5 protein-coding genes and 1 tRNA gene are annotated in these 14,363 nt (G+C 65.6%); all 6 read right to left on the minus strand.

Annotated features, from left to right (window positions below; all coding sequences use genetic code 11):
- Nucleotides 1-71: 71 nt before the first annotated feature.
- The 6 genes from KSX58_RS01160 to KSX58_RS01185 all read right to left on the minus strand — a co-directional run bounded on the left by KSX58_RS01160 (nucleotide 72) and on the right by KSX58_RS01185 (nucleotide 14,344).
- Nucleotides 72-2,750, minus strand: coding sequence for a polyribonucleotide nucleotidyltransferase (locus tag KSX58_RS01160; protein WP_003807809.1), 2,679 nt, complete (start codon nucleotides 2,748-2,750; stop codon nucleotides 72-74).
- 230 nt (nucleotides 2,751-2,980) lie between these two features.
- A complete protein-coding gene (rpsO, locus tag KSX58_RS01165) occupies nucleotides 2,981-3,250 on the minus strand; it encodes a 30S ribosomal protein S15 (protein WP_003807806.1) in 270 nt (89 codons plus the stop codon).
- A gap of 155 nt (nucleotides 3,251-3,405) precedes the next feature.
- Nucleotides 3,406-4,083, minus strand: a complete 678-nt coding sequence (locus KSX58_RS01170; RefSeq protein ID WP_070122267.1) for a hypothetical protein — start codon at nucleotides 4,081-4,083, stop codon at nucleotides 3,406-3,408.
- Nucleotides 4,084-4,232: 149 nt separating this feature from the next.
- Nucleotides 4,233-4,306: transfer RNA gene (locus KSX58_RS01175), tRNA-Gly, on the minus strand.
- Nucleotides 4,307-4,391: 85 nt separating this feature from the next.
- Nucleotides 4,392-4,850 (minus strand): holo-ACP synthase, encoded by a 459-nt coding sequence (locus tag KSX58_RS01180; RefSeq protein WP_217735830.1) that lies wholly within the window; start codon nucleotides 4,848-4,850, stop codon nucleotides 4,392-4,394.
- A gap of 158 nt (nucleotides 4,851-5,008) precedes the next feature.
- Complete coding sequence (locus KSX58_RS01185) at nucleotides 5,009-14,344, minus strand: type I polyketide synthase (protein WP_217735829.1); 9,336 nt, start codon at nucleotides 14,342-14,344, stop codon at nucleotides 5,009-5,011.
- Nucleotides 14,345-14,363: the final 19 nt, after the last annotated feature.

The raw sequence follows: 14,363 nt of genomic DNA on the forward strand, positions 1-14,363 counted from the left end.
AAGCGAGAAGCCCAGTGGGCTTCTCGTAGGTGAAGTGAGCAGCTTCGCTGCGAAGGATCCGTGAGAAGACGTCAGTCTTCGAACGGATCAAAGTCGCGGCGCACGCGGCGACGCGGACGCTCGGAGCGCTCTTCGCGATCGGCACGGTACTCGTCGTAGTTCTCGTCGGCGGCGTAACGCGGGTTGCGGTCGTCACGACGGCTACCACGGCGACGGTCGGAACGGCGGTCATCGCGATCGTAGTCACGGTCATCGCGATCGGAACGACGGCGACGCGGACGATCATCATAATCACGATCATCGCGATCGGAACGGGACGAACGGCGGTCGTCACGATCGTAGTCGCGATCGTCACGGTCGGAACGACGGCGACGCGGACGATCATCATAATCACGATCGTCATCGCGGTCGGAACGACGGCGACGCGGACGATCGTCGTAATCGCGATCATCGCGATCGTCGGAACGACGGCGGTCGTCACGACGGCCACGGCCGCCACGGCGGTCATCGCGATCGCCACGGTCACGACGCGGAGCGGAGGATTCCTGATCCTCGAAGCCCGGGATGGCCAGCGAGATCTTGCCGCGATCGTCAACACCCTGCACGACCACCTCAACGGTGTCGCCTTCCTTGAGCACGTCTTCGACGGCGTCGATGCGCTCGCCGTTGGCGAGGTTGCGGATCTGGGAGATGTGCAGCAGACCGTCGGTGCCCGGGGTCAGGTTCACGAAGGCGCCGAAGGAGGTGGTCTTCACGACCTTGCCGTTGTAGGTCTCGCCGGCTTCCGGCACGTGCGGGTTGGCGATCTGGTCGATGATCTCCTTGGCCTTCTCGGCGGCCTCGCCGCCTTCGGAGGAGATGTACACGGTGCCGTCATCCTCGATGGCGATTTCGGCGCCGGTGTCTTCCTGGATCTGGTTGATCATCTTGCCCTTCGGACCGATGACCTCGCCGATCTTGTCCACCGGAACGGTGGTGGTGATGATGCGCGGCGCGTACGGGCTCATCTCGGCCGGGCCGTCGATGCACTCGTTGATGACTTCGAGGATGGTGGTGCGGGCTTCCTTGGCCTGCTGCAGGGCGGACGCCAGGATGTCGGCCGGAATGCCGTCGAGCTTGGTGTCGAGCTGCAGGGCGGTGATGAATTCGGAGGTGCCGGCCACCTTGAAGTCCATGTCGCCGAAGGCGTCTTCGGCGCCGAGGATGTCAGTGAGCGTCTTGTAGATGTGCTGGCCGTCGACGTCGCCGGACACGAGGCCCATGGCGATGCCTGCGACCGGAGCCTTCAGCGGAACGCCAGCGGCGAGCAGGGACAGCGTGGAGGCGCAGACGGAACCCATGGAGGTGGAACCGTTGGAGCCGATTGCCTCGGAGACCTGACGGATGGCGTACGGGAACTCCTCACGGCTCGGCAGCACCGGCACGAGGGCCTTCTCGGCGAGGGCGCCATGGCCGATCTCGCGGCGCTTCGGGGAACCGACGCGGCCGGTCTCACCGGTGGAGTACGGCGGCATTTCGTAATTGTGCATGTAGCGCTTGGACTGCGGGCCGGACAGCGCGTCGATCTGCTGCTCCATCTTGAGCATGTTCAGGGTGGTGACGCCCAGAATCTGGGTTTCGCCACGCTGGAACAGTGCGGAGCCGTGCACGCGCGGCACGATGTCCACTTCGGCGGACAGGGTGCGGATGTCACGCAGGCCACGGCCGTCGATGCGGTAGTCCTGGGTCAGGATGCGGCGGCGCACGATCTGGCGCTGCAGCTCCTTGAACGCGTTGCCGATTTCCTTGTCCTTCTCGGCGTCTTCCATGTCGGTGAACTCGCCGGCGAGGGTGGCCTTGACGCCTTCCTTGATCTCGTGGATGCGGTCCTGGCGCGGCAGCTTTTCGGCGATGGACAGGGCTTCGTCGAGGTCGGCGTGGGCGATCTCGTCGATGCGGTTGTACAGATCCTCGGTGTACTCCGGGAAGAGCTGGAATTCCTTGGTTTCCTTCGCGGCGATCTTCTTGAGCTCGGCCTGGGCCTCGCAGATCACCTTGATGAACGGCTTGGCGGCTTCAAGACCGCCGGCGACGACTTCCTCGTCCGGCTTGGTCTGGCCTTCGTCGTAGATGAGGTGCCATGCGTTCTTGCCGGCACCGGCTTCGATCATGGCGATGGCGACGTCGCCGTTCTCGACAACGCGGCCGGCGACCACGATTTCGAACACGGCGCGTTCGCGCTCGCTCCAGCGCGGGAAGGCGACCCACTGGCCGTCGATCAGGGCCAGACGCACGCCGGAGACCGGGCCTTCGAACGGCAGGCCGGAGATCATGGTGGAGGCGGAGGCGGCGTTCAGTGCGACGACGTCGTATGCGTCATCCGGGTTGACGGCGAGCACGGTTTCGACGACCTGCACTTCGTTGCGCAGGGTGTGCGGGAACAGCGGACGCAGCGGACGGTCGATGATGCGGCAGGCCAGGATGGCTTCGGAGCTCGGACGGCCTTCGCGGCGGAAGAACGAGCCCGGGATCTTGCCGGCTGCGTACATCTTCTCTTCCACGTCCACGGTCAGCGGGAAGAAGTCGTAGTTCTCCTTCGGGCTGGAACCGGCGGTGGTCGTGGACAGAATCATCGAATCATCGTCAAGATAGGCGGCGACGGCACCATCCGCCTGCTGGGCGAGACGACCGGTCTCGAAGCGCAGCGTGCGCTTGCCGAATGAACCATTATCGATTACGGCTTCAACAGCCTTGATTTCGGGACCCTCCATAGGGTTCCTCCTTTGTTTTCTTTTCTTGTGTACCTACTATCGGCAGTCCTCTTCAGCGGACTCCAACCGATTCCTACATGCGTGACGCGGCGTTGCCTCCGCCGCTTCCTCATCTCTAGATTCTAGACCTCGTGCGCCCCAAACCTCGGGCCTTCAAACTGTCTGTTCCTTGAACTCGGCTGTCATGCAAAAAACGCCCGGGCGCCATGTGACGCTCGGGCGGAAGAATGTTATCGGCGCAGACCCAGACGCTCGATCAGGGAGCGGTAACGGTTGATGTCAACGCGCTTGAGGTAATCAAGCATACGACGACGGTCGCCGACCATCAGCAGCAGACCACGACGGGAGTGGTGATCGTGCTTGTGCTCCTTGAGGTGCTCGGTCAGATCAGCGATGCGCTTGGTGAGCAGAGCAACCTGGACCTCCGGGGAGCCGGTGTCACCCTCGTGGGTTGCGTAGGTCTTGATGATTTCCTGCTTTTCCTCAGCCGTAAGTGCCACGGCATCCTCCTTATATTGCTGCGCGGTGCTGCCGGCCCAATACCGACGCGCTCTCTATCCGCGGGCGAAACACGCCAAGGGAACATCTTACACGACGTCCGGACCAAAATCGCCGGCCGATATTTCCGCCCCCCCGCCGACGGCCGTTCTTCACGTCACGCCATGGACGCGAGCAGACCGCCGAACAACACCACGGCAAGCGCGACGAGCTCGATTGCGAAGAACAATAGGAACGAGGCCCAGCTGCGTGTGAGGACGTTGAGCTTCGATTCCTTCTTGATGCACACCAGCAGGCCCACCCAGAGCACCGCGTAGACCGCGACACCGAAACCGGCGGCGATGATGCCGAGATTCGCGGCATTCGCCAGTCCGGCCGCCTCACCGTACATCACGTAGGTGGCGTTCCAGAAGTTGAAGCTCAGCAGGCACATGCCGGCGACGAATTGCTCCGCGGCAAGGCCGATCACGAAAATGGTCCCCCACAGCCATTTCTTCGCGTCCGCGACCATCAGTCCGAGTCCGGTGAGCGCCACGATGGTCACCGTCCATGAAATCAGCGCCACGCCTTTGGGATCGAGGAAATTCAGGTTCGTCACCATCCATGAGGCGTCCCGCACCGCGATGTCGCGTCCCCACCAGTACGGCGCGATCATGGCCAGCAGCACCAATGCCATGAACAGAATCCAGCGGACCGGATGCGATTTGCGGCGTTCGATGTCGGCCAAGGACAGGTCCGACGGTTCGATGGACGCCGTCGGGTGCTTGGAGACGTCGACGGTCTCGACCACGCCATCCACGACTTCCGTTGCCTTGTTGCGTTCCTTCTGACCCATGTTCCGCTCCGTATATATTGCGATATCTTGCGATTGCGCCGCCGCACGCCGCGGCCCGTTCCAGCATACCCGGGCAATCGTATGCCCGGGCATACGGATATACGAAAGGCGTGCCTTGAGGCACGCCTTCTTCTTCTCTGATGCTGTTGTGGAGCGGATGACGGGAATCGAACCCGCGTAATCAGTTTGGAAGACTGAGGCTCTACCATTGAGCTACATCCGCGTGTTGCCGCTACGGCCGAAGCCGACACGAAACGACTCGAGCTATTATACACATCCCACCAACTTTTGCAAGCGGGAATGGCATTTCAGATTTCGAGCATGACCACGGCAGAGGCGATCGGCCCGTCATGGCTTATGGAGATGGAGATATCGTACGACTGGCGCACCGGATCCAACGGCAGGCCCAACGACTGCTGCACCTTGCGTTGCACTTCGGAGGACAGTATGACGCGCGGCACGCCGTGGGAATCGTCGAGAATTTCGATGCGCACCCATGGGAAGTTGTCGAGCTTGTACGGATATGCGACTTCGGCGCCGTCTTTCGCATGCCGCGAAATGGCCGCGCACCACGCTTTCAGGAACGCCTCCTTGCCTGCCCAGCGGGCGGCGAGGTGCACCGCCTCGTCATCATGCTTGAGCTGCGACCGTTGCGCCGTCTGCCATATCTCGCGCATGGAGAACAGACTGCGCATGCGCGTCCCCGGCTCATTCAGCTGCTTGGCGAACGCAGGCACGTCAACGACGTCATGCCCTAGACCCAGCATTCCTCCGCCTTCCTAGGAATTATTAATCGGGGTTACCCCGGGAATGCCCCGACCATGTCATATGGAAAAGGGCGATACATCTGTGCAGAAGTATCGCCCTTTTCTTATCGGGCCGTCATCATTTGCCCATATTTAGGACAGATTTCGACGTAGCCGTCTCACGCTTCGAAATAGCCGGTGGACGCGAGGCGCGCGTTCGGATCGAGCAGCATGGCCTTCTCCACCTCGTGCGCGTCGTAGCCGCGGCCGTCCTCGTGGAAGCGGCGGTTGTCGATCGGCTCGTAGAGCGCGGCGCGTCCCATCATGCCCTCTTCAAGGCGACGCTGGCCGGCGGCGAGACGCGCGTTGGCACGGTCGCGCCATTCGCTCAGCGCGTCCTCGCCGACGGTGTTCGCCACGGAAGCCTCGAAGGCGCCCGGGTTGACGATCGCGGCGAAACCGGACACGTGGCCGAAGCCGAGCGACGTGGCCAGGCCGGCCTTGACGGAACCGACCTTCAGCGGCTCGCGCAGCCAGACCATGTGGTCGTCGCGCTTGAGCTTCGGGTCGACGCAGTCGAGGGCCGCGTTCGCCGGAACGACGCCGGACTTGAACAGCTGGGTCAGGCCGTTGACCTGGAAGATGCAGGCACCGCCCTTGGCATGGCCGGTGAGCGACTTCTGGGAGATCACGAACAGCGGGTTGCCGTCGGTGCGGCCGATGGCGTGGGCCAGCGTGTTGTGCAGTTCGGACTCGTTCGGGTCGTTGGCGTTGGTGGACGTGTCGTGCTTGGAGACCACGGCGATGTCGTCCGGCGTGACGCCGAGCTTGGCGAGGTCGTGCACGAGCTTGGAGTCCTTGCCGCCCATGCCAGCTGCGAGCGCGCCCAGTCCCGGAGCCGGGATGGAGGTGTGCGCGCCGTCGGCGTAGGAGTGGACGAATCCGACCACGCCGGCGACCGGCAGGCCGAGCTTCAGCGCGATGTCACCGCGCGTCAGCAGGATGGTGCCGCCGCCCTGCGATTCGACGAAGCCGCCGCGACGACGGTCGTTGGCACGGGAGAAGAAGCGCGCGTCGATGCCCTTGGCGTACATCTCCTCGGAGTTGGCGGTGGCGTTCATGTTGCCGAAGCCGATCACGGATTCCACGCCGATGTCGTCGATCGCGCCGGTGACCACGAAGTCGGCCTTGCCGAGGGCGATCTTGTCGGCGCCTTCCTCAAGGGAGACGGCGGCGGTGGCGCAGGCGGAGACCGGCTGGATCATGTTGCCGTAGCCGCCGATGTAGGACTGCATCACGTGGGCCGCGACGACGTTCGGCAGGGCTTCCTGCAGGATGTCGGTCGGAATCTCGTGGTTGAGGAACCGGTCGAGGTACAGCTTCCTCATGGAGGCCATGCCGCCGAAGCCGGTGCCCTGCGTGGAGGCCACCATGGACGGGTGCACGGCTTCGAGGATCTCGGCCGGGGTGAAGCCCGCGGACAGGTAGGCGTCGACCGTGGTGACGATGTTCCACAGGGCGATCTTGTCCACGTCGCCGACCATGGAGGCCGGAATGCCCCACTTGACCGGGTCGAAGCCCTTCGGGAACTGGCCGCCGACGGTGCGGGTCATGGCCGCGCGGCGAGGCACGCGGATCATGGAGCCGGCGTGGCGGGTGACGTTCCACTCGCCGGATTCGGCGTCGGCCGCGTAGCTGGTGTGGGCTTCGTCGAGCTTGACGTATTCCTCGGCGATCTCACGGGTCGGAACGGAGAAGGTCACATCGTGGTCGAGGAACACCTCGGCCTCCTCCTCGTCGGCACCGTCCTTGTAATCGTTGCCCATGCCCTCTTCGAACGGACGCACGCCGGAGCGGGCCACGACCTCGTCGTGGTAGCGTTCGGCGATGTCCTCTTCGGGCACCAGGTTGCCGTCGGTGTCGTACCAGCCCGGCTTCGGGCTGTCGTTCCAGCTCAGCAGGCCCATGTTCCAAGCGAGTTCGAGCACCGCGCCGGCGGACAGGTCGACCTTGCCGTCGGAGTGGATGCCGAGTTCGGCTTCGAAACGGGTGCGGCCGGAGCCCCACGGGCCCAGCTCGCCGATGGAGACGATGACGATCTCGTCTTCCGGACGGGCGGTGACGTGCTGCCAATCCTTCAGATCGACCTTCGCCTGACGCGGGGCGCGCGGGCTCGGCAGTGCCTTGATCAGCGTTGCCGCAGCGGCACAATCGCCCTGCTTGTCCTCATCGCCGGCTTCGGCGGCAGCGGCCTTGGCCGCGTCCTCCATGGCTTCGGCGCGCAGTGCCTTGATGTTGATCGGCTCGCTGCCGAGGCCGCCGGTCAGGTCCACGTCGAGCGGGGCCTTGACGGCCTGTTCGCGGGATTCCTTGGTGGACAGCTCGAGCAGCTTGACCGCGATTTCGGCGGTGGAGTAGGTCTTCAGGCCGTGACGTTCCACGACTTCGACCAGCGGATCGTTGCCGCCCATCAGGCCGGTGCCACGCACCCAGCCGATCTTCGGATGGGCGAAGGTGACGCGGCTGGACCACACCTTTTCGGCGCGGGCGCGGTTGACGATCGCGTCGAAGGCGCTCTTGACCTCGCCGTACGCGCCGTCGCCGCCGAAGACGCCACGGTTCGGGGATCCCGGCAGGATCACATGCAGCTTGTGCTGCACGTCGGTGTCGGCGCCAATCTTCGCGAAGCCGGTGATCGCACGTTCCACACCCCACAGCATGAGGCGCGCCTGAGATTCGAACAGCTCGCCGGAATCGGCCAACGTGCCGTGCACCGGCGGAGCGGCGAACGGGAAGAACAGGCTCGGCTCGTAGGCGGGCTTCAGGATCGTGGTGGTCGCGCCGGAGGTCTTCTTCTGCACGTTGCCGACCCACGCCACGAGAGCGTCCACGTCACGGTAGCTGGACAGGTTCGCCGGAACGAGCCACAGCTTGGCGTCACCTGCCGCATGCTCGCGGTAGGTCTGCTTGGCCCAGGCCTTCACGCTCTGCCTGAAGCTGTGCGAAGTGGCCACGACGGTTGCGCCTCCGGCGAGCAGGCCGTTGACGACCTGTGCGGCGATGGAGTTCGGGGCAACGCCGGTCACGACGGCGATATCGCCTGCGAAGCGGCTTGCTTCGGCGGAATCGTTCGTCTGCTCGAGCGCCTCGTCGGCCACGCGCTTGAACGCGGCGGCAAGCTCGGCGTCAGCGGTCTTGCCCGCATACCATGCGGCTTCATCGGCGACGGCCTTGCCCAGACCGATGAAGCTGCCGTCCAGTGCGGAGGCGTCGTTGTCGTAGTAGGCGCGGGACAGGTCCTCGCGTGCGGATGCCCAACGGTCGTCGAACAGGATGGCCTTGCGCTCGTCGAAGCGCGGCTCGACCTGCTTCGGCCAGTCGGAGCCGAGCTCGGCTTCGACGGCGGCCACCACGGCGGCGTTCTCGTCGGCGGAATCGTCGGCGACCGAAGCGGTGACGCCCAGCTGGTTCAGCACGAACTTGGCGGTGGAGGCGAGCACGCCGTCGGCACCGGTCACCTTGGCCGCGAACGCGTCCAGGGCTGCGGAATCGACCACGGCGCCACCGGCTGCGCCACCTGCGCTCGGCATGGCGACGGCCACGCCCTTGTCGGAAGCGACCTTCTGCACGGCCGCGTCGATCAGCGCGTTGGCGGCGGCCGCATTGGAAGCGGCTTCGGTGCTCAGCGAGGCGAGGTCGCCACCGCGGGAGCTGGCGCCTTCGCGGGTTTCCAGCACAAGGGCTGCGACCACGTGGGAGGCCCAGCCTTCGCCGAGCTGCCAGGTGTCGGTCACGCGCTTGGTGATCTGGCCGAGCTTCACGCCGGCGGCGCCGAACAGGCCGCGCACACGGTCGCGGACGATGTCGGACAGCACCGGACCGAACGCCTTGTAGTTCGGGGCCACCTTGTCGACCAGCGCGCTCAGCGCCTTGACGGTCGCTTCGGCGGCGCCGTCCACGGAAGCCACGCCCAGCTCGGAGCTGATGTCCATAAGCAGCTGGTTACGGCGAGAGGAGACGCCGTTGGTCAGGGTGTCGGTGGTGTCGGATTCGCCGATCTGGTCCGGACGCACCTTCGCCGAATATGCCAGCAGCATGGCGATCGCGTCGGAAGCGTTGAACGGAATATCCGCGACTGCGGCGCCGGACGGAGCGCCGGCAGGTGCGGCCGGTGCGGCGGCAGCCGGGGCTGCGGCGACGGGTGCTGCGGCGACCGCGGCAGGCGCTGCGGCGGCAGCGGCCGGAGCCGAAGCTGCTGCCGGTGCTGCGACGGAATCGTCAGCATCGTCGTCGGCAACGAGGGAATCGGAATCGGTCATGTAGACGCGGCCTTCGTCGCGGCCGACGTTGTAGACGGTCACGTCACGGCCGGCGAACTGCGGCAGGCGCAGCGTCTTGGCGCCGAGGTTGGCGAGCGTCGGAGCGTTGCCGAGACCCACCTCGACGTACTCCTCCACGCCAAGGCCACCCTGTTCGGCGGAACCGAACAGCAGCGCCTGGGTTTCGATCCAACGCACCGGGGAGGCGAACTGCCAGCTCAGCAGTTCAGTGAGCAGCAGACGGCCGAGCTTCTGATCGTCCTCGGCGTAGGAATCCCACACCTTCGGATCGTCCAACGCGGCCTTGATGCGCTCGGACGGCACGACCTCAAGGATCTTCGCGGCGAATTCCTTGGTCATCTCGAACGGCACGGCCACCAGATTCGGAATATAACGACCCACCAGACGGCCACGGTAGTCGATGTGCTTCGGCAGCAGCGCGTCAAGCTTGTCGCGGAACTCCGGCACACCCTTGCGCAGCAGCGTGGAATGGAACGGCACGTCGATGCCCGGCACCAGCATGAACGCCGGCTTGCCGCCGTATTCGGCGACGCGACGGGCGGAATCGGCCTTCAGCGCCTTCAGACCGGCGATGGTTCCGGCCACGGCGTACTGCTGTCCGGCAAGGTTGTAGTTGACGATCTCCAGGAACTCGCCGGAAGCCTTCGAAACGGATTCGACGTATTCGCGCACGCCGTCGTCGCCCACACCGAACTGGTTCGGACGCAGCGCGCCCATACGGTAGTTGGAACGGCCCTTCTCGTCACGCGGAATGAGGTGGTGCATGGTGGAGCCACGGTGGAACACCAGCTCCAGCACGGTTTCCAGCGGAATCACGCCTGCGAAGGAGCTCAGCGCGTTGTACTCGCCCAGCGAGTGGCCAGCGAAGTAGGCGGGCCAGATGTCCGCGCCGGCTTCGCGCAGACGAGCGGTCTGGGCGAACGCCACGGTGGCGAGCGCCACCTGCGTGAACTGGGTCAGGTTGAGCAGGCCTTCCGGATGACGGTAGGTCACGCCGTTGGCGGTCAGTTCCTTCGGATTATCACGCACGACGGCGAGGATGGAGAAGCCGAGCTTCTCGCGGGTCACCTTGTCGGCGCGCTCCCACACCTCGCGTGCGGCCGGGGACTTGGCACGCTCGTCGAGCACCATGCCCTGCTTCTGGATGCCCTGGCCCGGGTAGACGAAGGCGGACTTCGGCGCACGCACGATGGCGGTGCCACGGGACACGATATTGCCGTCGATGCGGCTGGTCACTTCCAGCACCATGCCGGCGTGGGCCACACGGCCGACGCGTTCGATGGAGATCTCCACCTCGTCGTCGAGCTGCACCATGCCGTACATGTTGTACGTCCAGCCTGCGATCTCGTAATGCGCGCCCTTCTCGTCGAGCGCCTGCACCGCGTACTGGGCGGTGGCGGACAGCCACATGCCGTGCACGAGCGGCGCGGCGAGACCGGAGACGGCGGCACCGCGATGAGAGGTGTGAATCGGGTTGAAATCGCCGGAAGTACGGGCGAAAGCGGTCATCTCGTGCGGAGCGACGACCTTCACACGACGCAGCAGACGGCGCGGAGTGCTTTCGATTTCGGCTTCGATTCCACCATAGTCGGGCGCTTCCGGCGGCAGCGCGTCGGAGTACGCGCGGCCGCGGATGGCGAAACGCTCGGTTTCGTTGGCAAGCAGCGTACCGTCCTGAGCGGTGTGCGTGACGTGGATGGTCACCACACGGCCGGAAGCGGATTCGAAGTAGTCGTCGGCCCAGCTGGTGAGCTCGATGCGCTCGCCGGTGTGCTTCAGCAGCTCGTCCTCGCTCACCTCGAGTTCGATGAGGTGGTCGAGATGCACGGCGTTGAGCAGGCCTTCGATGACCGGGAAGCCGTTGACGTACACGGAGCCGAGGGCCGCGTAAATGGCGGGCCAAGCCGGTCCGACGAGCGCGTCCGGGGCGATGCGGGACGGCACGAGGTCGCTCGGCAGCGCGCCGCCGGTGGCGGCCTCATGGTCGAAACCGAGGTTGGCGGACAGCGTGTAGCCGGTGTGCGCCTGGCCGAACGGGAAGGCGGTCTTGTCGGACACTTCCTCGATCTGCGGCATGGCGGTGAGCTTGTCGCCGGTGATGGCGGTGTTGCCGATGCCCGCGGTGTCGGCGAGCATGCGGTAGACGTGCTCCGGCAGACGGTCGCGGTCCACGACCGGGAACAGGCCGGATTCGTTGCCGTCGACGTTCAGCGGAATGACGATGTCGCGTACGGCGTGCTTGGAGGCGCCGCCGTCCGGATCGTTGTCCCAGAAGGTGTCGAGATGGATGTCGAGGTCGTACTTTTCGACACTGCCTTCGACAGCCACCTTGCGGATCTCATAGTTGGCGTCACCGTTGGCGGTGCCGTACGCCGGGTTGGCCATGAGGTGGCCGACCCAGGAGATGTTCGGGGATTTGCGGATGAATTCCTCGGCGGAGACGGCCGCGCCCAACTGGGCGAAGGCGGTCTTGTCGGCGCTCGCCGATTCGGCGGACACGCGCTTGACCATGGCGGCTTCGAAGCGGCCGAGGATGTCGGCCACCGGCTCATCCACGGTGGTGATGCCAGCCACGGAGATCGGGCCGGGGATGATGCGCACGGAATCGGCGGAATAGCGGGAGTCCTCGGACTGCCACAGCTGGTCCTGGCCCCACCAACGCAGCAGGTCGTTGTCGATGACCGGCACGAACGGCATCGGCTTCGGATACTCGCGCACGAGCACCGGGAACCACGCCTCGTCCATCGGGGTGACGGTCAGTTTGCCGGCCTGCGGGTAGGTTTCGGCAAGCTTGGCGATCGCGGCGTTCGGATCGGCTTCGACGTCGGCGCGGGAAGCGAACAGCGATGCGAATTCGCCGATTTCCTGCGTGGTGACGCGGGCTTCGATGCGCTGCAGCAGGTGCAGGAAGCGATCGGCGTAGGTTTCGTCCACCCACGGGAAGGAGAGGTCGGCGAAACGCTGGGCCCACTCAAGGTAGGTCATGGTCTTCAGATCGCCGAAATACGGCTTGGCGGTGGCGTTCAGCGCCGCGATGATCTCGTCGCGACGGCTTTCCAGCTCCTCCGGGTGCTTCATGACGCGCACCAGCAGGCGGCCGCAGCGGGCGGAGGAGTTCTCCAGCTCGTAGATGTCGGCGTGCAGGTGGCTCAGACCGGAGGTGACGCCGCCCTTGGCCTGGCCGGACGGCACCCACTGCTCGCCCAGCGGGGCGAACGGATCGTTGCCATCGCCCTTGACCGGAATGCCCGGGGTGTTGACGAGCATCTGCTTGACTTCGGGGCTGGTGTGGGCTTCCTTGGCGGTCATGGCGGCGGTGCCGACAAGCACGCCGTCTACAGGCATGAGCGGACGGCCGTATTCGGCGGCCCATTCGCCGGTGATGTAGTCGGCGCCGCGTTCCGGCGTGCCGATGCCGCCGCCGACCACGAGCACGAGGTTGGCCTGCTCGCGCACTTCGGCGTAGGTGCTCAGCAGCAGATCGTCAAGCGATTCCCAAGAGTGGTGGCCGCCTGCGGAACCGCCTTCGACCTCGATGAGCACCTTGGTTGGCGCGACGGCCTTGGCGATGCGCACCACCTGGCGGATCTGGTCGACGGTGCCCGGCTTGAAGCTCACGTACGGGAAGCCGTCGGCGTTGAGGTTGTGGATGAGTTCCACGGCCTCGTCGAATTCCGGAATGCCTGCGGAGACGACGACGCCGTCGATCGGGGTGCCGCTGGCACGCTTCTTCGGCACGATGCGCTGGGAGCCGAACTGCAGGTTCCACAGGTAGCGGTCCATGAACATGGCGTTGAATTCGACGGTGCGGCCTTCCTCGAGTTCCTCCTCGAGCTTGGCCACGTGACGGTCGAACACGCTGGCGGTGACCTGGCCGCCGCCTGCGAGCTCGGCCCAGTAGCCGGCGTTGGCGGCAGCCGCCACGATCTCCGGCTCCACGGTGGTCGGGGTCATGCCGGCCAGCAGCACCGGAGCCTTGCCGGTAAGTTCGGTGAACGCGGTGCGCACCTTGTCTCCGGCGGACGTGTGGATGATGCTCGGCGCGAAACGCGTCCAGTTCTGGGTGCGTTCCGGCAGGGTCTCAAGCGTGGAGAGCGCGCCGCGATCGGCCACGGTGGAGGCTTCCACCACGCCGACGCCGGTGCCCTGGGCCACGGTGGAGAACAGTTTGCCGACGGTGTTGCCCGGACCGAAGTCCAGCACCCACAGGGCGCTCGGATCAGTGGACTTCATCAGGGCGCGCACGCGGGCGGCCCAATCCACATGGTTGAGCAGCACTTCGGCGGCGAGCTCACGGGCATGGTCGGCGTTGATGCCGCAGGCCTCGGCCCATGCGACGGCCTGGGAGACGGCATCGGCCATCAGCGGGCTGTGGAACGGCAGGGTCACGTCGAGATATTCGAGCGTCGGGCCGAACACGCGGCCGCCACGCACCTTCTCCTCGCGCAGCTTGGCCTGACGCTTGTGTTCCTTGGCGACCTCCACGCCGAATGCGGCCAGGTCCTCCGGATAGCCGGACAACACATAATGCGTGGCGGAATTGGTGACGGCCACGGCGATCGGGCCACGTGCGCCGTCGACGCGTTCGATCAGCGCGTCCACCTGGGCGCGGGTGATGTCCTTGACGGACAGCATCGGGGTCGCCTCGCCGTGGCGTGCGGCGAGACCGAGCTGGCGTGCCTGACGGGTGCCGGCGACGCCGATCAGCGTTGCGATCGCAAGAATCTCGTCGATCTTGGCTGCGGCTGCGTCGATGGAACCGGCTTCGCAGATCGCCTGCACCATATGCACGGCAAGCACGCCCTGGGAGTGGCCGAGCACCACGACCGGCTTGGCCTGGGCCGGATTGTAGCCGAGTGCGGCGGCGTCGAGCAGCGCGCCCAGCTGGGTCAGCGCGATGCCGGGAACGCTGGCGGAAGCCGCGGCTGCGGCGCCCAGACGTGCCGGGTTCGGTTCGAAGCCGAACAGGTCGACCGGGCGTCCGGTGGTGGCGAGCAGCTCGGCGGACACCGGATACAGCAGCGCCTGCGCGGCGGCCGCATGGGTGTGCAGGGCCTCGTCGAGCGCCGGATTCGCGCTCTGGTCGGCGAGCGCCACCGGCCACGGGGTGGATTGGCCGGCGAAGGCGAGCGCGTGGGGCTCGCTGTTCAGTCGATCAAGAAAAAAGGTGTTCATAATCTTCCTTACTTGTTCC

The organism is Bifidobacterium sp. MSK.17.10 (assembly GCF_019129655.1).
Lineage (GTDB): Bacteria > Actinomycetota > Actinomycetes > Actinomycetales > Bifidobacteriaceae > Bifidobacterium > Bifidobacterium adolescentis.

What these genes read in the sequence shown, in the direction of transcription:
- KSX58_RS01185 (WP_217735829.1), bottom strand. Translation starts at nt 14,344, where the DNA reads ATGAACACCTTTTTTCTTGATCGACTGAACAGCGAGCCCCACGCGCTC.
- KSX58_RS01180 (WP_217735830.1), bottom strand. Translation starts at nt 4,850, where the DNA reads ATGCTGGGTCTAGGGCATGACGTCGTTGACGTGCCTGCGTTCGCCAAG.
- KSX58_RS01170 (WP_070122267.1), bottom strand. Translation starts at nt 4,083, where the DNA reads ATGGGTCAGAAGGAACGCAACAAGGCAACGGAAGTCGTGGATGGCGTG.
- KSX58_RS01160 (WP_003807809.1), bottom strand. Translation starts at nt 2,750, where the DNA reads ATGGAGGGTCCCGAAATCAAGGCTGTTGAAGCCGTAATCGATAATGGT.